At 71.3% G+C, this 20,338-nt stretch carries 13 protein-coding genes and 2 pseudogenes; 7 read left to right on the top strand and 8 right to left on the bottom strand.

The features are described from left to right. Both UK82_RS17410 and UK82_RS17405 read right to left on the bottom strand, forming a co-directional pair. Positions 1-3,253 (bottom strand): tetratricopeptide repeat protein (locus UK82_RS17410; protein ID WP_161849129.1); only part of this gene is annotated, 3,253 nt, incomplete at its 3' end. A 16-nt stretch (positions 3,254-3,269) separates the two neighbouring features. Further along, positions 3,270-3,614 (bottom strand): hypothetical protein, encoded by a 345-nt coding sequence (locus UK82_RS17405; protein ID WP_044888151.1) that lies wholly within the window; start codon positions 3,612-3,614, stop codon positions 3,270-3,272. 405 nt (positions 3,615-4,019) lie between these two features. On the opposite strand from UK82_RS17405, the gene UK82_RS17400 reads away from it, so the two are divergent. Beyond that, positions 4,020-4,661: an NAD(P)-dependent oxidoreductase gene (locus UK82_RS17400; RefSeq protein ID WP_044888152.1), complete on the top strand. Its 642-nt coding sequence runs from the start codon at positions 4,020-4,022 to the stop codon at positions 4,659-4,661. A 282-nt stretch (positions 4,662-4,943) separates the two neighbouring features. Here the strand turns inward: UK82_RS17400 and UK82_RS17395 are convergent, their stop codons facing one another. Next, positions 4,944-6,365, bottom strand: coding sequence for a pyridoxal-dependent decarboxylase (locus tag UK82_RS17395; RefSeq protein WP_055408181.1), 1,422 nt, complete (start codon positions 6,363-6,365; stop codon positions 4,944-4,946). Between the two features lie 1,038 nt (positions 6,366-7,403). On the opposite strand from UK82_RS17395, the gene UK82_RS17390 reads away from it, so the two are divergent. The 3 genes and pseudogenes from UK82_RS17390 to UK82_RS17385 form a co-directional block, all read left to right on the top strand. Beyond that, positions 7,404-10,409 carry a TIR domain-containing protein gene (locus UK82_RS17390; protein ID WP_044888154.1) on the top strand — a complete coding sequence of 1,002 codons (3,006 nt, stop codon included), beginning with the start codon at positions 7,404-7,406 and terminating at the stop codon, positions 10,407-10,409. Positions 10,410-10,593: 184 nt separating this feature from the next. Then, positions 10,594-10,709, top strand: a pseudogene (locus tag UK82_RS38350) (GNAT family N-acetyltransferase); the annotation flags it as partial. A 1-nt stretch (position 10,710) separates the two neighbouring features. Then, the coding region (locus tag UK82_RS17385) for a GNAT family N-acetyltransferase (RefSeq protein ID WP_236706058.1) at positions 10,711-11,226 on the top strand (516 nt) is incomplete at its 5' end. 387 nt (positions 11,227-11,613) lie between these two features. Here UK82_RS17385 and UK82_RS17380 read toward each other — a convergent pair. The 5 genes from UK82_RS17380 to UK82_RS17355 all read right to left on the bottom strand — a co-directional run. Further along, a partial coding sequence (locus UK82_RS17380) for a helix-turn-helix transcriptional regulator (RefSeq protein WP_236706057.1) occupies positions 11,614-12,771 on the bottom strand: 1,158 nt, incomplete at its 3' end. Between the two features lie 438 nt (positions 12,772-13,209). Further along, positions 13,210-14,379, bottom strand: a complete 1,170-nt coding sequence (locus UK82_RS17375) for a serine hydrolase (RefSeq protein ID WP_052681532.1) — start codon at positions 14,377-14,379, stop codon at positions 13,210-13,212. A 95-nt stretch (positions 14,380-14,474) separates the two neighbouring features. Continuing rightward, on the bottom strand, positions 14,475-15,203 hold the full coding sequence (locus UK82_RS17370) for a FadR/GntR family transcriptional regulator (RefSeq protein WP_236706056.1): 729 nt from the start codon (positions 15,201-15,203) through the stop codon (positions 14,475-14,477). A 1,017-nt stretch (positions 15,204-16,220) separates the two neighbouring features. Further along, positions 16,221-17,417: an amidohydrolase family protein gene (locus UK82_RS17360; RefSeq protein ID WP_055408177.1), complete on the bottom strand. Its 1,197-nt coding sequence runs from the start codon at positions 17,415-17,417 to the stop codon at positions 16,221-16,223. A gap of 37 nt (positions 17,418-17,454) precedes the next feature. After that, positions 17,455-17,913: a nuclear transport factor 2 family protein gene (locus UK82_RS17355; protein ID WP_044888159.1), complete on the bottom strand. Its 459-nt coding sequence runs from the start codon at positions 17,911-17,913 to the stop codon at positions 17,455-17,457. Between the two features lie 394 nt (positions 17,914-18,307). Here UK82_RS17355 and UK82_RS34095 point away from each other — a divergent pair, with 394 nt between their 5' ends. From UK82_RS34095 to UK82_RS42840, 3 genes and pseudogenes are all read left to right on the top strand, one after another. Beyond that, positions 18,308-18,478, top strand: coding sequence for a hypothetical protein (locus tag UK82_RS34095; RefSeq protein WP_157867010.1), 171 nt, complete (start codon positions 18,308-18,310; stop codon positions 18,476-18,478). 11 nt (positions 18,479-18,489) lie between these two features. Next, positions 18,490-20,026: pseudogene (locus UK82_RS17350) on the top strand (alpha-amylase family protein); the annotation flags it as partial. A 1-nt stretch (position 20,027) separates the two neighbouring features. Then, positions 20,028-20,163 (top strand): hypothetical protein (locus UK82_RS42840; protein ID WP_396230582.1); only part of this gene is annotated, 136 nt, incomplete at its 5' end. Positions 20,164-20,338: the final 175 nt, after the last annotated feature.

The raw sequence follows: 20,338 nt of genomic DNA, 5'->3' as shown, positions 1-20,338 counted from the left end.
CCAGCATTCCGAGCTGGTGATAAGTGAGCGCGGCACCGTGCTCATCCCCGAACTTCAGCCTGAGGTCGAGGGCACGGCGGTAATGGGCTTCGGCGTCCTCAAGCCGCCACTGCTCCTGCTCCAGCATTCCGAGCTGGTGATAAGTGAGCGCGGCACGATACTCATTCCGAAACCTCAGAAGGAGGTCGAGGGCACGGTGGTAGTGGGCTTCAGCGTCCGCGAACCGCCGCTGTTCCTGCGCAACGATGCCGAGATTGTGGTAGGTGAGCGCGGCGCTGTGCTCGTCCCCGAGTCTCAGTTTGAGGTCGAGGGCACGGCGGTAGTGGGCTTCGGCGTCCTCGAACCGCTGCCGCTCCAGCGCAACAACGCCGAGCTGGTGATAGGTCAGCGCGGCCCCGTGCTCATCCCCGAACTTCAGAAAGAGGTCGAGGGCGCGGCGACAATGAGCCTCGGCATCTTCGAACCGCCGCCGCTCCTGCGCAATAATACCGAGACTTTGGTAGGTGCTCGCGGCGCCGCGCTCATTCCCGAGCTTCAGTTTGAGGTCGAGGGCACGGCGGTAGTGGGCCTCGGCGTCCTCGAACCGCCGCTGCTCCTGGGCAACCACGCCGGCGAGGTGATGGAGCTGGGCGAGTTCGTTCTGTCCGGCGGTGGTGTCGGGAGTGGGATAGGCGTCGATGGTGCGGGTGAGTAGCTGCCAGCGTGGGTGGTGCTGGCGGGCCTGGTCGAGATATTCCTCCAAGGGTCCGAGGACCGGGAGAACAGGTTGCGCGGTGGTCAGGGCGTGGGTGACACCAGCCTGCAGGTTCGCGTAAACAGTGGCGGTCAGAACCCGTCCGAGGGTGCGCTCCTCGGCTGTGTTGGACGTCAACAGCCGGTGTGCCATGGCGCCGAGCTCGCAGTGGTACCGGTAATGCGCGTCGGCAGCGGCAGCGGCGAGATCGGCGCGGTCGCGGATACGGCTGCGCAGGAAGTACGGCAGGACCGGTTGGAGCTGCACCGTGTTACTCAACTGCGGGTGAGGGGTGGCGAGACCGACCCGAACGGCATGATCTACCGCGGCTGCCAGGTCCACCGCGCCGAGGGCTGCGACCGCGGGATGGCCGGCGAGGATCTCCTGGTAGCGATCCAGCCACGGACCGGTGGGGGCGGTGGCGACGAACGGGGCGAGCAGGAGCAGGGATTGTTGGAGTGCCGGGTCGAGTTTGCCGTGGCTGGTCTCGATGGCCAGCCGGGCCAGGCCGACCGGGCCGGCCTCCTGGCCGCCGGTGTCGAGATCGGCCAGGACCGCGGTCGGGGTGGTCTCCGCCAGGGCGGGCAGGACGATGGTCAGGGGGAGCGGGTAGCCGCCGAGCAGGTCGATGAGCCGGTCCAGCGCGTCCCGCTGGTCGGCGTCGTCCTGGTAGTGGGTGGCGCCGTGGCGGGTCAGGATCCGGTCGACCAGGTCGCGGGCGGCCTGGGGGTCCAGGCCGGGCAGCTCGTAGACGTTGTCGGTGAACGTGCCGGGGGCCAGCCAGCCCTCCGACTCCCGTGAGCCGACCAGGACCAGCGTCCGACCACCCTGCAGCCGGCCCAGCAGGGTGCGCAGGCGCTGCTGCTCCGTGGCCGGGAGAGCGTGCGGGATCGACGCCGGGCTCGCCGTGATCGATTCGGCATTGTCGACCACGAGCAGGTGCCGCCGCGACCGCATCAGCCCGGCGACCCGCTCCAACTGGGCGTCCTCGGACAGCACCTCCAGCCTCGCCTGGTCGACCCGGCCCAGGAGCTGTTTCCCGATCTCCCGCACCATCTGGGCCGCGGTCCAGGCCTGGTCCTCATAGCTGAACCGGAAGACGTGGTCGACGAGACCGGTGCGCTGCCACCACCAGCCGAGGTGCGCCAGCAGGGTCGATTTCCCCGCCCCCGCCATCCCCTGCACCAGCAGCGCGTTGCGGCCGCCGTCGAGCAGGAGCCGCCGTTCGATGGTCTGCACGTCCAGGTCCCGGCCGACGAACCCGTACTCGGTCGCCGGTTCGTCGGCCACGGTGACCTGGCGGGCGTAGAAGCTCTGGGCCTCCTGCTCGGTCATCTCCCGCAGCCGCAGATCCACCGGACGCTGCCGGTACAACACCGGCAACATCCAGTCCTCCAACTCCAGTTCCTCGTTGAAGTAGGCGTGCCGGGCGGGGACGTCGAACAGTCGCCGCCGCGCCGTGTGGACCGCGTCGACCGGATCGGCCTGGGCCGCCAGCCGGCTGTACAGCGCCGGGATGGCCTGCGCCGCCGCGGACACCGTCACGGAATACGCCATCCCGACCGTCAGCGGCACCCCGGCCTGCACCAGCCGGAACGCGAGGCTCGCCTCGTCGCCGTTCTGCATCGCCGACTGGCAGGCCGACAGCACCGCGACCGGCACCCGGTGCTCCGCCAGCAGCGCCGCCACCTCGCCGGCGGGAACGGGCTCGGCCTTCCCATCCTGCGCGGTCTCGAAGAACAGGAAGCCCTGTTCGCCGTCGAACGCCTCGAGCCAGCGACGCAGGAAGAACCGGCCCGACTCCCGTCCTGCCGCCAACGTGTCATGCGCGGTGAACAGCCCGTGCACGTCGAAATGCACGACGTGATACCAGCCCCCGCCGTGCTCCGCCCGGGTTCCGTCAAGATGGTCGCGCAGCGCGTCCCACGTTCCCGGTCGGACCAGATCCACCGTCACGGGCACCGCCGCCTGCCGCAGCGCGTCCAACAACGGCCGAGACAGGGTCCGGAACCCCACATCCGACGGACCGTCCGGCCTGGCCGTCACCACCAGAATGTTCAAGGTGGCCCGACCCGACCCGGCCTCGAACCGGCCGGACAGCGGCTCCACCCGCCGGGTCACCGGCAGCCGCACCGCCAGCGGTGACGGCAGTTCCGGATCCCGCAGCGTCTCCCAGTGCAACCGCTGAAAAGCCGCGGACCCGGCGACCTCCACCCGGCAGCCGTCAAAGCCCCGCTCCCGCATCCGCTGGTACTCATACCGCGCCGAGCCGGCGAAGAGCTGCTCGAACAGGCCCCTGCCGTACTCGCCGATCCGTTCCTTCGCGGCCCGTTCGATGTCCTTGTCCAGGAACGGATAGCGCAGATGCTCCTCAAAATACCAGGAGAACAGCCCTTCGTCCTGAGCGTCCGCGGGATCGCGGATCTCGACGTCGTATTCCACGCCGTCGTCGAAGGCCAGCCGAACCGCGAACGTTCCGTCCGAACGCCGTTCCCGCTCCCGGACGATCACCGTGCCCACGGCCGGACTCCGCGGATCAGACGGTACGACGCGGACGGACAACCACGACCCGGTTCCCCTGGTCGTCGGTCGTCTCCACCACCTCGAACTCCGCATCCTGCGCCGCCGGCCCGCGGGCCCGGGCCACCCACGATCGGACCAGCTCGAACAGCGCGCTGCTGGCCAGGTTCACCGCGACCGGCAGCACCAGGACCTCCAGCACGCCCGGCAGCATCACCCGCCCCCGGACGGCCTCCACGGCCACCGCACCATCCGCAACCACCGCACCGTCCACGACCGGAGGAGCCGGCGTCCACGCCTTCACCAGATCCGACGGGCTCACGCCGACGCTCGGATCCACCACCAGCAACACCCGCGCCATCAACGCCCCCCGTCCTCTGGCACGACATCGACCCTTACCAGCCGACACCGCGGATCTTACCCACCGCACCCGATCAGCCACACCCAACGCCGCCGAAACCGGCGCGACGCCCTGAGTGCAATGCGGGTTCATGTCCCGGAGGCGTCGTCCCGCTCCATCGCGGCGCCCGGAACGCGCGGCGAGCGGCGAGCGGCGAGCGGCGCGTTCCGTTTTCGCCCACCCGACTTGGGCGACCCCGGACCGCGCCGGTCGACGTCAACTTGCGGTGGACGCGGAGCGTGAAATAGTCAGCGCGGACAGTAATTCACTTACTGACCATGGCGCCGGCGCGATGGGGCGACGACGCCATTCAGCACACGCACGACTATCCATCAGTTGCACGACCGGCGAGTCGGAGGCAATGGCATGGCGAGGATCGTCATTTTTGGTGCCGGTGGTCAGATCGGGCGCCGCATCACCGACGAAGCAATTCGACGGGGACACGAGGTCACCGCGGTCGAGGTCGACGCGGCCCGCGTGAAGAAGCTTCCGCGCAAGGCCAACGCGGTCGAGGGCGACGCCACGTCGCGCGATTCCGTGCAGCGCCTGGCGCAGGAGGCGGACGCCATCGTCGTGGCGGTGGGTGGTGTCGACCGTCCGGTGCACGCGAACGCCGCGCGTACCCTCGTCGACGTCCTGCCCCGCATCGGCGACCAGGCTCCGGCCGTTCTGCACGTCTCCAGCGGCGGGACCCTGGAGGACGACAACGGCCAGCGGCTCGTGGACAGCCCGGACTTCCCCGCCGCCGAGCGCAAGGACGCGCTCGACCAGGTGGACGCGCTCGACGTGTACCGGGGCGCGCGCAACGTGCGCTGGGCAGCCATCGCCCCGCCGCCGCGCAACCTGGGCCAGGGGCAGCGTCGGGGCGCCTACCGCACCGGCAACGACCGGCCCGTGGTGGACGCTCAGGGCGAGATCGGCATCTCCTACGAGGACTTCGCGATCGCCGCCGTCGACGAGGTCGAGAAGCCGCGTAACCGCAACCGTCGTTTCACGGTGGGCAACTGACGTTCCCGCCTGAAGCGCAGCCCGGGCGAAGCCAGGGTTAATGCGTGGCACCGGCGGGCTCACCGCCGCCGACGCCGGACCGCCGACGATGCCGGGCGGTGAATGGCGACGGCTGCCCGCCGGTTGCCGCGCCTGGGCGGCGCGGGTCGAAAGGGACCCGCACCGCCCAACTATGTCCGGCGCGGGACCGTGCCACGGGAACCGCGCAGCACGAGCCGCGGTTTCCGGCACCGAACACCGCATGCGGTTGCCGGCACCGAAAACCGCCTATCGCGATCGCGGTCAGGCCATCGTGTCGAGAATAGCCTCGATGTCGGCCGGGGTGGTGCGCGGATTGACGACGGCAAAGCGGGCGACGGTCTCCCCGTCGTGCCGGGTGGGCGGCACGAAGGCGAATCCCGCACGGAGCAGGTTGTCGCTCCACCGGTGATAGTCGGCGTCCCGCCAGCCGAGCCGGCGGAACACCACCACGGAAAGCTCCGCCGGGCGGACGAGTTCCAGCTCGGGCCGCGCCGCGATCTGCGCCGCCGCCGCCCGCGTCGTGGCCAGCGTGGTCTCGATCGCCTCGGCGTAGGCGCGGGTGCCGTGCGCCGCCAGGGAGAACCACAACGGCAGCCCGCGGGCCCGCCGGGACAGCCCGATGGCGTAGTCGGACGGATTCCAGTTGGCGGCCGAGTCGAGCACGTCGAGATAGCCGGCCCGCTGCGGACCGTGCGCCGCCCGGGCCAGGGCGGGATCGCGGTAGATCAGCGCGCAGGCGTCGAACGGCGCGAACAGCCACTTGTGCGGATCGACGATGAACGAGTCGACGTCGGCGATCCCGTCGAACAGCGGCCGAGCCGAGGGCGCGGCGAGCGCCGCCAGGCCGTAGGCGCCGTCCGCGTGCACCCACAGGCCCCGGTCGCGGCAGACGTCGACCACGCCCCGCAGGTCGTCGACGATGCCGAACTGGGTCGTCCCCGCGGTCGCCACGACGGCGAAGACCCCGTCGTGCGCGGCGGCATCGCCCTGTCCGGCCGGGTCGCGCTGTTCGGCCGGGTCGCGCTGGCCGGCGAGGTCGTCGAGCGCGGCGGCGAGCAGCGGGCCGGTGAGCCTGCCCTCCTCCCCCGTCGGCACGGCCACGATGTCCGCGTCGAGCACCATCGCCGCCTGGTAGAGCGACGAATGGGCCTCCGCCCCGCAGACGAAGCGCCAGCGCGCCGGCATCGGCCGACCCTCGGCGGCCAGCCGCGCCCGGACGGCCTGGCGGGCGGCGACAAGCGCGGACAGGTTGCCGACCGTGCCACCGGGCACGAACACACCACCGGCCGTGTCGGGCAGACCGGCGAGGTCGGCCAGCCAACGCAGCGTCTCGTTCTCGGCGTGGACCGCGCCCGCACCCTCCATCCAGCTTCCGCCATAGATGGATGACGCGCCGACCACCACGTCGAACAGCACCGACAACCGGGTCGGGGCCGCGGGGATGAAGGCGAGGTTGCGCGGATGGTCCGCCGAGATGCAGGCGCGCGAGAGCACCTCGTCGAAGATCTCCAGGGCTCGGCGACCACCGATCCCGTCCGCCGTGATCGTCCGGCCGACCCTGGCGGACAGTTCCGCCGGTGTCGCCGGACCGTCCAGGGGAACCGGATCGAAGCCGAGGCGGACCCCGGTGAAGTCGAAGATCGCCCGCAGGAGATCGGCTGTCTCGGCGTCAAACTGATGCACGTACGGACCGTCTCACAACACGTTGCTCGACAGGCGACCACCGAAGCGGCGATCCGATCACGACCGAACCCGGCACGACCGAACCCGGCGGGACCGATTGTCGTGCCTCATCGAGGCACGCGGTGGATTCCCGCCGATCGGCGCCGACGCGGCGCGGACCTATGCGTCCTGCTTGCCGCGCTGCCGGCGGAAGAGGAAGCCGCCACCCACGAGTGCAACCAGCAGAACAATCGCTCCGACACGCTTCACAACAAACCTCCACGATGAGGACCCACGTCAACACGACGGCAAAACCGGCAACATCCACGACGGCGGACCGTCGCAGGTGAGAAGCCTCGCCGATCAACCCGAACCGGACTGGTCGGCGCCTGCTCCTACCGTCGGAAACCGAGCATGCCATGAACGGTGCCCGGGTGTGCGGCCGGATCGCCGGATTAGCGGCCGCGTCCCCCGCGCGGGGCAGGGACAGGTGCCGTATGGCGGGGCAATCTTCGTACGAAGCGCCGCCGCGAAGGCGATTTCACGGCACGGCCGCACGGGGGTGGGCGTCGGGTGGCCCGCGCCATGCCCGAGTGCGGCGGCGTCGTGAGATCAGGTGACGGCCACCACGGCGCGGCCGCCGGGCTCACCGCACGCCGCATCCGGCGGCGCACGGAGCCACGGCGCACGGAGCCACGGCGCACGGAGCGGCGGGGCACGGAGCGGCGGGGCACGGAGTGACGGGGCGAGGCGGCACGATCGACGAGATCCCGCCGCGGCCGTACCCGGGCGGTGGAGATGGCGGGCGGGCCGGCTCGGGGGCGCGGATAACCGGCTCCGGCGTCCGGTTATCCATTATTTCCCCGCGCTCCATCATCTGTTCATCCGTGCTTAAGCTGATACTCCGCCGGCGGCGGGTCCGATTGCGAGATTTTCCCCGCGACCGGTTGGCCACCGCCGGCCGCAAACCCGTATTTGTACCGGCCGCGCGGTACTCCGGAGCGGTAGTATCAACGCCCTACCGCGTTTGCACGGCAATGTGCGCGGCGATTACTGGGGATGAGAGTGGCGCGCGTCTTCGTCAGCCACGCCAGCTCGGACGCGGAGTTGGCCGACCGGATCTACCGCACGCTGGCCGATCTCGGCCATCGGGCATTCCTGGCCCGCGACCTCCGGACGGGAATCCGGCCGGGCGAGGTCTGGAAGGAGCGCCTGCACCAGGAGTTGCGGGCCGCGGACGCCGTCATCTGTGTCGTGACCGAGGCCTACAACGCCTCCCCCTGGTGTGCCTACGAAATCGGGATCGCCCACGAGGTCGGGAGCCTGCTGCTGCCGCTGCGGGCGCAGGCGGGGGTGGCCTCGCCGCTGCTCGACGACCGCCAGCACGTCGCCGTCGTCGACAACGGCGGGTGGATCGGCGATCTGGATGGCCCGCTGCGGCGGGTGGACGCCGCCGGGGGCCTGGGCTGGGCGTGGGACCGCTCGCCGTTCCCGGGGCTGCGGCCGTTCACCCGGGACATGGCCCGGGTCTTCTACGGGCGCGCCGACGAGCTTCGCCGGCTGACCCACCGGCTGCGCGCGCTGAGCGACCGGCGGCTGCTGCTCGTCGTCGGCGGGTCCGGGTGCGGGAAGTCGTCGCTGGTCACGGCGGGGTTGACGGCGCGGCTGGGGGCCGAGCCCGGCTGGGAGGTCGCCGATCCGTTCCTGCCCGGCCACGACCCGATCAACAAGCTGGCGCGGGCCCTCACGCAGACGGCGATCCGCATCGGGCTGCACTGGGATCCGGCCGAGGTCCACCAGCGGCTGGCCACCGACGACCGCGCCCTGGTCGGGCTCGCCGAGGAACTGCTGAGCGCGGGCTACGGCCAGCACCGGGACCGGCTCCTACTCGTCGTCGATCAGGGCGAGGAGCTGTTCACCCGTGCGGACGCCGCCGAGCGGGCCCGGTTCGCCGGGGTGCTCTCCCACGGGCTCGACGGTCCCATCCGGGTCGTCATCGCGGTCCGTTCGGAGTTCCAGGACCAGTTGTTCGCGCTGCCCGAGCTGCACGGCGCCCACCTGCACGCCTTTCCCCTGCGGCCGCTCGCGCGCGACATGCTCAGCGTCGTGATCACCGAGCCGGCCCGGGTCGCCGGGCTGTCGGTGGAGCCGGAGCTGGTCAGCCAGATGGTCGCTGATACCGACGGCGGCGAGGCGCTGCCGTTGCTGGCCTTCACCCTGCACGAGCTGGCCCGCAACCAGACCCGCGGCGGACGGCTGTCCGCGCAGCGCTACGAGGAGCTCGGTGGGGTGCGCGGGGCGCTGGCGCGCCGGGCGGACGCCGTGCTCGACGAGGCGGTGGCCGCCGCCCGCCTGCCCAGGGAGGAGATCCTCGCCGGCATGGCGGAGCTCGCCACCCTGGACGAGGGGGGCCGACGCACTCGGCGCCGCATAGAGGTGGCGGAGCTGCCGTCGGAGGCCATGCGCACCGCGTTCGGCGTCTTCGTGGAGCAGCGGTTGCTGTCGACGGCCAGCGACAGCCTCGGCGGCGCCGGCGTCGGCGTCGTCCACGAGGCGCTGCTCTCCGTCTGGCCACCGCTGGACGCGGCGATCCGCGAGCGGGAGGCCGCGCTGCTCAGCGAGGGGCAGGTCGAGCGGGCCGCCGCGGCCCGGGCACACGGCGGCCCGCTGTGGGACGTCGACCGGCTCACCGCCGCCACGACCATTCTGTGGGGGTCCTACGACCGTTTCCGGGCGGGCGGGCGGCCGGTCGTGAACCTCAACAACGCCGGACGGCGGTTTCTCGCCGAGTGCCACCGTCGCGTCGAGGCGGCGCGCCGCCGGGACCGTCGGCGCCGGCGCCGGACGATCGCGGTGCTGGCCGTCCTGCTCGTGGTGACGCTCGCCGGCGCCGCAACCGCCGGCTGGCAGGGCGTCTCCGCCCGGCAGGCGCAGCACGCCGCCGAACGCGCCCAGCGGGCGGTGATCGCCCAGGCCCTGCTGACCAGGGCGGACGACGTGAGCGCGACGGACCGGATCCGCGCGCTGCGGCTGTCGCTCGCCGCCTGGGCGGTGCATCCGGACGCCGCCAGCCAGGAACGCCTCCAGACCCTGGCCAGCAGCCGGACGACACTGGCCAACGGCAGCCCCGTCACCGCCGTGGCGTTCTCCCCCGACGGGCAACTGCTGGCCACCGGCGGCGCGGACGCATCGGTGCTGCTGTGGTCGGTCGCGGCCGGCCCGGATCAGCCTCGGCGCGTCGGGCCGCCGCTGACGGGCCTGCACAGTCTGGTGACCGCGGTGACGTTCTCGGCGAACGGACGGCTGCTGGTCGCGACCAGCTTCGACCGCACCCGGATGGCCTGGGACATCGGCGACTCGGCGCGGCCGCAGCCGGCCGGCCGGCCGGCCCCCGCCCTCGGACCGGTCGACACCTGCGTCGACCGATCCCCCGCCGCCCCCGTCGAGGCGGTCGGCGAGGAGCTCGGCGGAGTCAGTCTGTGGTCCGTCGGCGGCGGGACTGGCGACCGCCACCTCCTGGGCTGGCTGCCCGCCGGCCCCGGGGAGGCGCGGGCGGTCAGGTTCTCTCCCGACGGCGGCATCCTCGCCGTCGGCTCCGGGCGCGACGTGCGCCTGTGGGACGCCCGCACCGCCGCCCGGCTTCCCCCCGCCACCGCCGATGCCGCGGACCGCATCGGGCGCCCGGCCCTCGACGCCTGCGCGAGCGAGTTCGAGAAAACCAAGGTTCCCCCGGAGCAGGAAGGAGGGGAAGGCCGGGCCGGCGACGGATCGGACACCTCCGCTCGCGATGGCCGCGATCTGCCGGCGCCCAGCCTGCGCCCCATCGGACTGCCACTGACGGGACACACCCACGCGGTGTTCTCGCTCGCCTTCTCCCGGGACGGCAGCGTGCTGGCCTCGGGTGGCAACGACGGAATGCTCCGGCTGTGGCGGGTGTCCACCGTGAGCGCCTCCCGGCAACAGGTGGTCACCGCGGCGTGCACCGAGGCCGGGGGCGGCCTGGACGCCTCGTCCTGGCAGTTCTACCTGCCCGGTGTCCCCTACCACCCCACCTGCGCGCAATGACCCGCCGATTCGCGAGCCGTCGCGCCGGCGCCGAACCCGACCGGCCTCGGGACCGGGACCTCCCTCTTTCGACCACCCGCCAANACCAATCCAGCCCATACCGGACAAGGTCAGCGACAGGGCGCGGTGAATCGGTCGCACCGGGTGCTTCCCGACCGGTGTCTGTCAGCGGACCATCATTTACATGACGTTGACATACGGACTGCCCACCCGATTCGAGATACCGACTGTCATCACCTCCCGGTTGATCCTGCGCGGCTGGCGGCCCGAGGATCTGCACCCGTACGCCGCGATGAACGCNGACCCGGAGACGATGCGTTATCTCGGCGGCCCGTTCGGGTTGGCCGGCACGGAACGTCTCGTCACCCACCTCATCGGCATGTGGACGATCCACGGTTACGGCATGTGGGCGGTCGAGGAACGGGGCAGCGGGGAGTTCCTCGGCCGGGCCGGGGCCTATTTCGCGGACGGTTGGCCGGGGATCGAGGTCGCCGTGTCCATCCGCCGGGACCACTGGGGTCAGGGGCTCGGTACGGAGGCGGTCCGGGCATCGCTGGAATTCGGCTTCGAACGGCTCACGGTGGACGAGCTGATCACCTCGACGCACCGGGACAACGCCGGCATGAACGCGATCGCCCACCGGCTCGGGATGACCTTCCGCGGGATCGCCGACGTCGGCCCGTGGCTGGCCAGCAACGTCTACACGATGACCCGCCAGGAGTGGTACGCCCGCACCGCGACCGCCGACCGGTCCTTATCCAGAGAGCGGCACAGCCCCGCCGCGCGCAGCTCGGACAGCGCCCGGTCGGTCGGCTAGCCGGCGAGCTCCAGCGGGACGCCGAGCTCACAACTCGATCGCCGCCCCTGGTCCCATCGGCCCCATCGACCCGATCGGCGTGAGGGTCGCGATCAGGTCCCGCAGCTCGCGGACGGCGGACTGGCCGCGATACCGCTCGGGCACGCGCCGTAACCCGTCGACGGCCCAGCGCAACACGAGCGGGCTGCGCCAATGGTCGGCGATTCCGGTCAGTTCCCGGATGATCTGCTCGCAGCCGGTGTCGACCTGCGCGCCGAGGATCAGCGCTCCGGCCTGGTTGATCCGGGTGAGCACCGGGTCGCGTGGCTCACCCGGCGGGAACAGGCGCACCGCACGATCGAAGTGCGGCAGGCTGCGGCGCCAGTCGCCGGCGGCGAGCAGCGCATNGGCTAGGTAGAGGTGGAGCTGCTGTTCGCTCATCGCGAGCACGCTGCTGCTGGTGGCCTCCGGGTCGAGTCGGTCGAACAGGTCCAGCGCCTGCCGGGCTCGCCGCAGGACGTCGGGCAGCTTTTTCTGCACGCCCAACGCCCGGGCCTGCATCGTGACGGCGATCAGCTTTCCGGCGCTCGGAGTGCGGCCGGCGAGCGCCTCCGCCCGCGCGGCGATCGTGAGCACGAGCTGGGCGGACGCGCCGTTCTCCAGCTCGGACTTGGCCCGTTTCGCCACCACCCAGGCGAGCAGCTCCGCGGCGCCGTGCTCGCTCGCGTTGCGGTACGCCGTCTCGAACCAGCCGCGCATCTCGGCCCGGTGCCCCAGGTCGGAGAACGACAGGGCGGTGATGCCGGCCAGCTTCGCGGCGACGCCGCGCAGCCTGCGCTGCTGGTAAAGCGGCTGGCGCCGGCCCACCAGCCGGCCGACCTCGGCCAGGTCGACGGACAGGTCACCGATCATCCCGATCACCGGCTCCACGCGGTACCGGAATCCCTGGTCACGCACCATCTCGTCGAGACGGTCGACCTGCTCGGCCGGTACCTCGACCCACAGCGACCGGTCCAGGGTGTCCCGAAGCTCCCCCGCACGCGCCAGCACGGCCGCCGCCGACCCGGCGGGATCGGAAAGCGGAACGGCGGACCACGGCGCTTCCGGACCGGTGGCTCCCACGGCCGGTGGCGGCGCGTCAGGCCCCGCGGCATGCCCGTACCGGACCTGAGCCGGCACGATCGAATCCGCCCAGAACGATCCGGCCGGGGCGGGGACGATGTCGTGGGCGGAGCCGTCCAATCCGAAACCGAGCCGATCCGGGCGCGTGCGCAGCACGGCGCACAGCGCATCGAGATACCGGGGTGACGGCCGTTCACCGCGTTCCCATCTCGATATCCGCTGATGCCCGAGCGGCGGATCGCTGCGCCCTGCCTCGGTCTCGTGCTCGCGGATCCGCCGCACGAGTTCCTGCTGCGTCCAGCCGTAGGCCAGCCGGTATGCCCGCAACCGGCTCACCCCGCAATGACGATGAACGGCGTCGGCCGTCTCCGGCACGCCCACGCCTGCCTTCGCCAGCCGCGCCCGGATGTCCCGCCCGCACCTGGCCGGATGCTGTCTGGCCACGGCCACCCCCCGCATTTCCGCCGGACGCGCTCGCCGCACATCTCACGGACTGGGCAGATCATAGACCGACCGACGGCGACCCGGGAATCAGTCCGCCACCGATTGTGCGCCGCTCGCGCAAAAATCTGTGGCGCATCGGCCTGCACGCTCACAACCACGCAACGCACATTCCGCCAATCACCCCCGGTGATACCAATCGGAGGACCCGTAAAGGGACTGCCTATTCCCGCCGGAGGTGCCATGACCAGACCATTGTTCACAAGAATCGGGTGGACCCGGATCACGAGCGGCCAGCCGACCCGTGGAAGACGGGTGCACCGTCTTGTCCGGCTGCTGACTGTCCTGGTACCGTTCCTCCCGCTCCCCGGCTCGGTGAGACTGGTTCTGGCCGCGCTGGAGGCCGCCGTCCTGCTGCACGAAGCGACCCGCCCGCCGGCGTCATCGGGTGGCGGCGACCGCCGTCCAGAACTCACCGAAGCCGTCCAGGGGGCCGGTCATCGCCCGCTGGGTGAGCAGGACGCCGACGGTGTCGCGGGTCGGGTCGACGTGGCCGGTGGTTCCCGTCCCGCCGTCCCAGCCCCAGCGCCCGGGGGCCATCCACGGCTCGGCGGACTCGACGTCCAGGCCGGTACCCAGGCCCCACGACCCGCCGGGACCGACGATCGGCCGGGCCTGGTCGCGCTGGGCGCCGGTCAGCGCGTCGGCGGTCATCCGCGCCACCGCGCCGGCCGGCAGCAGCGGGCCGCCGCCGTCCGCGAGCGCGCACAGGAACCGCAGGACATCGGGCGCGGTGGACACCAGCCCGGAGCTGAGCTCCTCGAAGGCGGGCGGGCGGGCGAACTCGCCGTCGGCGGCGTCCAGCACCTCAAGCCCGTCGGGCCCGGGCCGGTAGGCCGTCGCGAGCCGGCTCGGGTCCGGCTCCCAGAACCCGGTGGACGCCATGGCGAGCGGGCCGGTGATCCGCTCGGCGACCAGCTCGGACAGCGGGCGCCCGGCGCAGCGGGCGAGCAGCACGCCGAGCAGGTCGATGCCGGTGTCGTACAGCCAGCCCTCGCCCGGCTGGAACGCCAGCGGCAGCCCGGTGACCCTGGCGACGAACTCGTCGACGGACATCCGCGGCGTCAGCGGCCCAGGGAAGACCCCCCGGCGCAGCATCTCCGCCTGTAGCGGGGTCTGCGCCAGCACCGCGCCCCAGCCGCAGGTCAGGGTCAGCAGGTGCCGGACGGTGATCGGCCGGCACGCCTCGACGGTGCGGTCGAGCGGCGCGTCCGGGGCCACCAGCACCCGCGGGGCCGCCGCCTCCGGCAGCCAGCGGGCCACCGGATCGTCGAGGCCGAACAGCCCGTCGTGCTCGAGGCCGAGCGCGAGCACCCCCGAAGTCAGCTTGGTCAGCGAGGCGAGCCGGAAGCGCGTGTCCGCCGCCATCGGCGCGCTCGCCGACCCGAGCGCCATCCGCCCACCTGCACGCACCTCGACCCGCCCACCGATCCGCAGCGCGCCGACGTAGCCGGGGATCCGCCCGGACGCGACCTGCCCGTCCGGCACCCGCCAGACCCACTCGAAATCCGCGGCGGCTGGCGCCACCGCGCCGCTGTCCTGCCGTGTCATCGGTCCTCCCTCGCTCACGGGGAGGCTACGACCGGGGTCCGACACCTTCGCCCGCCGCGCCCCGACTCGGGTGCACCGGCGCGGGTCGCGGACGCTCAGTCGAACAGGTCGACAACCATCCTGGCCCGCGCGTCACGCAGCAGGATCCGGGCGGACACCTCCATGTGCTTGCGCCAGTACTCCTCCGCTCCGGGCGCGTCGCGCGCCTCGATGAGGGAGACGAGGCGGGTGTAGGCACGGATGGTCTTCCGGAACGCCTGGCGGGTCTGTGGCTCCTCGGAGGTACGCGAGATGGCCGCGGCGACATGGGTCGTGATGACCTCACGGAGGATTCCGGCCTCGATCGCCAGGGTCCGGTTACCCGCCCGTTCGACGACCAGGTCGTGGAAGACGTAGCCGGTCTCGAACCAGACGAAGGGGTCGGTGTGTTCCTCGGTGGCCGCGCGCAGATTCTCGATGCAGTCGCGGAGATCGGCGAGATCCTGATCGGTTCGTCGCAGGGCGAGCATCCGCGCGGCCGCGGGCTCAAGCACGGCCCGGGCCTCGTGCACGTCCTCGATGGTGGTCCCGCTCAGTTGCAGCAGCACGCCGACATGGCGCGCGGCGACCGACAGGTCGGGCACCGTCACCTCCGCGCCGCCGCGGTTGCCGCGCCGCACGATCAGCAGGGACTCCGCCTCGAGGATCCGGAACGCCTCACGCAGGGTCGGACGAGAAACGTCGAAGTGCGTCAGGAGCTCGTTTTCCGCCGGGAGCGTGTCACCGGCGCGCAGCTCACCGCTGACGATCTGGTGACGAAGATGCGCCGCAATGAGCTCCGACATCTTCGGGGCGCGATCCCGGTACACGGCACGGGCCGATGCCCCATAGCCTCGAGCGCTGGTTATAGCGGGCATCCCATCACCTAATCATCTTACGCTTAGATCCACATCGTCTAGATAATAGCGCGCCCAGCGGTCGCATCTCGCGGCCCAGGGCCGAATCTCGCGAGCCAGGGCGGCCAGGAGGCCCTTGCTACCCTTGACCTGAGCGCCTCCGGCCAGGCCAGGCCAGGTCAGGTCAGGCCAGGGCAGGGCAGGGCAGGCGGCAGCGTGCGTACGGCTCGACGGCGAAGGCGGCGCAGCGATGACGGAGAGCCACGCTCGACGGGCGNCCATGGAGGCGGCGCTCGCGGAGTTCATGAAAAGCAACCGCATCGCCACCATCGGCGAACTCGGCGTCGCGGCTCTTCTCCGCACCGATGCGATCGCTGCTGTGGAACGGGCGCAGGCCCAGGCCGAGGAGGCGGTGCAGGCCGCGGTCCGGCAGGGACACGATCTCGTCGAGGCCGCTCGAGAGAGCGCCNACCAGGCCGCGCTCGCGTACGAGGCTCAGTATCAGGCCGCGCTCGACGTCGGCTGGAACACCGACGAGCTCGAGCGCATGGGATATCTGCCCGATGCGGACATCACCTCCGAGCCGCCCGCGGCGGGTGCGGGCACGCAGGCAGACCCGGTCGATTCGGCCGGCGGGCGGGCGCCCGCGGAGCGGCGTTCGACGGTGCAGCGGCGTCCGGCGGTCGCGCGCCGAGCCACCACCACCTCCCCGGCCAACGCCACGCGGCGCCAGCCGGCGCCCGACGGCCCGCCGCGCGTGAGTTTGTCCGGCCTGCCGGGGCTCCGCCCGCAGTGGCCACCGATCAGCCCACGGCGCGACGGAACCGACGAGCCGGCCAATCCCCCTGACGTACCCGATACCTCCGATGTTCCGGAATCGCCCTCGCCGTAAGTCGGCGCTCTTTCCCGGCACACCCCCGATGCCGACCGGCAGGGGCTGGGGTGGATGGCGGCCGTCCCGCCCGTTCAGGGCAGCGTGATCAGGCTACGGAAGTTGTCGGACATCAGCTTCTTCTTGTCCACCGAACTCAGCTCGGCGATGTCCGCGATGAAGTCCGTGGGCCGAGCGAAACCCTCGGGATGCGGCCAGTCCGAACCGAACAGGACGCGATCCACGCGCATGTGATCCAGGAGAACGGTCAGGTTGTCCTCCTGGAACGGCGCGACATAGACGTGCTCGTGGAACGTCTCCACCGGGTCCGCACCGAAGGCGTACGGAATCTTGCGGTAGGACTGGCGGAGCCGCCGAAGCAGTTCGGGCACCCAGCCGGAGCCCAGCTCGATGGAGGCGAAGCGCAGGCGCGGATGCCGGTCGAACAGGCCGTGGCAGATCGCGGCGGCGATCGTCTCGGTGATGGGGCGCTCAATGTGCACCGACAGGACCTCGGCCAGCGCCGAGGTGCTTTCGCTGGCGAACTGGACGCGCTCGCCCCAGGCCCGCACGTGTCCGGCGTACCCCGAGTCGGCCGCGTGGAAGGCGACCGCCACGTCCGCGTCCTCACACATCGACCAGAAGCGGTCGTGCACCGGATCCGCGGGCGACCGGTTTCCGTACGGACCCACGACCGGGGCAGGACGGAGCACGATCGCCCTGGTCCCGCGTTCGATCACCCAGCGAAGCTCCTCCTCGGCGAGATGGGGGTCCATGAGGCTCAGGACCGGCGGAGCGATGATCACTTTGTCGCGGGCGAAGCCCCACTCCTCGTCGATCCACGAGTTGAGCGCGTGGAGGACGGCGAACAGCGCCGGGGGGTTGTCGGTGAGCAGTTCCTCGAGACCAAGCGCGAGCGTCGGCAGCAGAAATGCGCCCGCCACCCCCTGGTCCGCCATGACGACGGCACGCTCGGCTCGACGGGTGTACTCGGGACGGATCGGTTCCATCCGCCCCATCATCTTCTTGAAGCTCTGGCCCTCGGTGTTCTCGCCGCGGAAGTAGGCCGCGAGTGCGCCGGGCTTTCCCACCGGGTCGAAGGTGGGATTGGAGATCATCCTGAAGACTTTGTCGCCGACTAACAACTGGGTGCGGCCGTCATTCTTGTCCGTGACCCAGCGAAACGCGTATGAATACCTCGGATCCAGGTGCCGAGTGAAGCTGTCGGCAACTTCGTAGTAATGCTGGTCGGCATCATAGACCGAGAAGTCGATCGGCGTGGCGGCGGTCATTCTCTCACTCCGTTTCCCGGGTTTTCGGTGGGTGCGCTCATGAACGGGCCCCGGCCGGGGCCAGACCGAGGAGGGCTACCACGGGCGAGTCCGGCACGCAGCCTTCGACGATGGCCTTGCGGCCGGCGAACAGCCAGGTGCCGGCGGACTCGACGATCTCGTCGCGGTAGGTCCCCCAGTGGTCCAGGCCGCGGGTCCCGACGAACTGGAAGCAGGCGTAGGTCGAGGCTCCACCGTCGGGACGGGGATCGACGTAGATCGAGCCGAGGTAGTGGCGGGCCGGCATGAGGTCGGCCGCGATGAAACTGTCCTTGGTGTCACGGAAGAACTCCAGGACGCCGGCCGGCCCGCGGTGCCGTCCGGTGTTGTTCTCGAACACGGCATCGGCGGTGAACAGCTGGGACAACTGCCGGATCTTGCCCGAGTCGGCGAGAAACTGGTACTTGGCCAGCAGGTCGGCGACCCCCACCCGCGTGCGAACCTCTTCGTTTGTCACAACGCTCCAGACGTGGCCGGTAGGGACATGGGAACCCCGTTCGCCGGGTCGGGCCGGTCGGGCCCCGACACGTCTTCCGCGGCCGGAGCATGCCCGTCGGCGCGGCGCTCGGAACGGTCTGGTGACCCAGGCAGACAGCCGCCCGCAGCGACGAACGATCGGCACGGCGACCGCTGACGTGGCCCGCCACGCTGGTGGCCGCCCACCCTCCTATCATCTAGATGATAGTGGCGGCGACAGCGTCCCGCAAGCACGACAGTGAGCGCCCCGCAGGCCACCCACTGACCCGGACCGGCGAACTGACGGCGCCTATCGTCTAGCTGATGGTCCTGCAGATCATCGATAAGACCGCACCAAAGGGGATAGTCCGCCGGGCGCGGGGCAACACCGCGAAATGACCTTCTACGGCATCCCATCGTCCCCCGAGCAGATCTCACCGAGCGGCCTGCTGGAGGCTGTCACAGCGGCGCGGCAGGCCGGATTTCCCTCGGCCAGGCCGCAGGACGAGTTCATCGACGCCTTCGCCGCCCGGGTGCTGCCCGCACCGCACCACGACGAAGGCTGAGGCGGGCGACGATGCGACTGAGCCGGACCGCCGACCTGTGGTGGAAGAACGCCGTCATCTACTGCCTGGACGTGGAGACCTTCGCCGACGGCAACGGCGACGGCTGCGGCGACTTCCGCGGTCTCACCCAACGGGTCGACTACCTGCACGAACTCGGGGTCACCTGCATCTGGCTGATGCCCTTCTACCCGTCGCCCGACCGGGACGACGGCTACGACATCACCGACTTCTACGGCGTCGACCCCCGGCTGGGCACCCACGGCGACCTGGTGGAGTTCCTCCTGGTGGCCCGCGACCGGGGCATCCGGGTCATCGCCGACCTGGTCGTCAACCACACCTCCGACCAGCACCCCTGGTTCGTCAGCGCCCGCAGCAGCCGGGATTCCCCGTACCGCAGCTACTACGTCTGGCGGGACGAACCCCCGGCCGACGGCCCGTCCGACGTCGTCTTCCCCGATCAGGAGGACAGCGTCTGGCAGTACGACGACGCCGCCGGTCAGTACTACCTGCACCGTTTCTACAAGCACCAGCCCGACCTGGACGTGGCGAACCCCGCGGTACGCGACGAGATCGCGCGGATCATGGGCTTCTGGATCGAGCTCGGCCTGTCCGGTTTCCGGGTGGACGCGGTGCCGTTCCTGCTGGAGACCGACGGCGCCCCCGACGCGGCGGAACTACCCGACCCGCACGAGTACCTGCGCGATCTGCGCGCCTTCATCTCCCGCCGCGACGGGGAGGTGATCCTGCTCGGCGAGGTCAACCTCCCCTACGACGACACCCGCCGGTTCTTCGGTGACGAGGACGGCGACGAGCTCACAATGTGCTTCGACTTCCCCGGCATGCAGCGGCTCTACCTGGCGCTGGCCCGCCACGACGCGACACCGCTGCTCGCGGCGCTGCGCGACCGTCCGCCCGCGCCGAAGGACGGCCACTGGGCGACGTTCGTCCGCAACCACGACGAGCTCACCCTGGACAAACTCGACGACGGCGAGCGCCAGGAGGTGTTCGCCGCCTTCGGCCCGCGCGAGGAGATGCAGCTCTACGGCCGAGGTCTGCGCCGACGCCTGCCCCCGATGCTCGACGGCGACCCCGCCCGCATCCGCATGGTCTACAGCCTGCTGTTCGCCCTGCCCGGCACGCCGACGCTCTTCTACGGCGAGGAGATCGGGATGGGCGAGAACCTCGACATCCCCGGCCGGGAGGCGGTCCGGGTCCCGATGCAGTGGTCCGACGGCCCGAACGGCGGCTTCTCGACCGTGGACCCGGACGCGGAGTCGGACCGCCTGCCCGCCCCCGTCGTGCAGGGCGAGTACGGCCCGGCCAAGGTCAACGTGGCGGCCCAGCGCCACGATCCCACCTCGCTGTTCTCCTGGGTGGCCGCGCTGGTCCGCCGCTACCGGCAGTGCCCCGAGCTGGCCTGGGGCGCCGGCTCGACCCTCGACCACGACACCGCGTCCGTGCTGGCGCACTGGACGGAGCACGAGGGACGGGCCGTCCTCACCCTGCACAACTTCGCGGCCTCGCCGACGAACGTCACGCTCACGCTGCNGGAGGTCGGCGCGGGCACCCGGTTCGTCGAGCTGCTCGGCGAGCAGGCCGGCACCGTCCGGACCGTGGACGACGACGGGAGCCTGCGCCTGGACCTCGACGCCTACGCCGCCCACTGGCTGCGCACCGAAGGCTGAGCGCCACCCCGACCGGTTCGCGGCCGACCCACGGGTCGGGCGGCTTTCCTCTCCTACCGGCTATGACCCGTTAATCAACCCTTTGACGGGCATAACCTGCGTGAGCAGGTGGCGAGGAGATGGCGAGGGTGGGTCTGGTGGCTCAGAGCGAGCGAGGCGCGGCCGAGCCGCCCGG

This window comes from Frankia sp. ACN1ag, assembly GCF_001414035.1.
Classification (GTDB): domain Bacteria; phylum Actinomycetota; class Actinomycetes; order Frankiales; family Frankiaceae; genus Frankia; species Frankia torreyi.
The sequence above is the reverse complement of the archived record's forward strand: the minus strand, read 5'-3'. Positions and strand labels throughout refer to the sequence as shown.

Excerpts from the sequence above, each read along its gene's own strand:
- UK82_RS34095 (WP_157867010.1), top strand. The coding sequence starts at position 18,308 with ATGACCTTCTACGGCATCCCATCGTCCCCCGAGCAGATCTCACCGAGC.
- UK82_RS17360 (WP_055408177.1), bottom strand. The coding sequence starts at position 17,417 with ATGACCGCCGCCACGCCGATCGACTTCTCGGTCTATGATGCCGACCAG.
- UK82_RS17370 (WP_236706056.1), bottom strand. The coding sequence starts at position 15,203 with ATGTCGGAGCTCATTGCGGCGCATCTTCGTCACCAGATCGTCAGCGGT.
- UK82_RS17405 (WP_044888151.1), bottom strand. The coding sequence starts at position 3,614 with ATGGCGCGGGTGTTGCTGGTGGTGGATCCGAGCGTCGGCGTGAGCCCG.
- UK82_RS17390 (WP_044888154.1), top strand. The coding sequence starts at position 7,404 with ATGAGAGTGGCGCGCGTCTTCGTCAGCCACGCCAGCTCGGACGCGGAG.
- UK82_RS17400 (WP_044888152.1), top strand. The coding sequence starts at position 4,020 with ATGGCGAGGATCGTCATTTTTGGTGCCGGTGGTCAGATCGGGCGCCGC.
- UK82_RS17375 (WP_052681532.1), bottom strand. The coding sequence starts at position 14,379 with ATGACACGGCAGGACAGCGGCGCGGTGGCGCCAGCCGCCGCGGATTTC.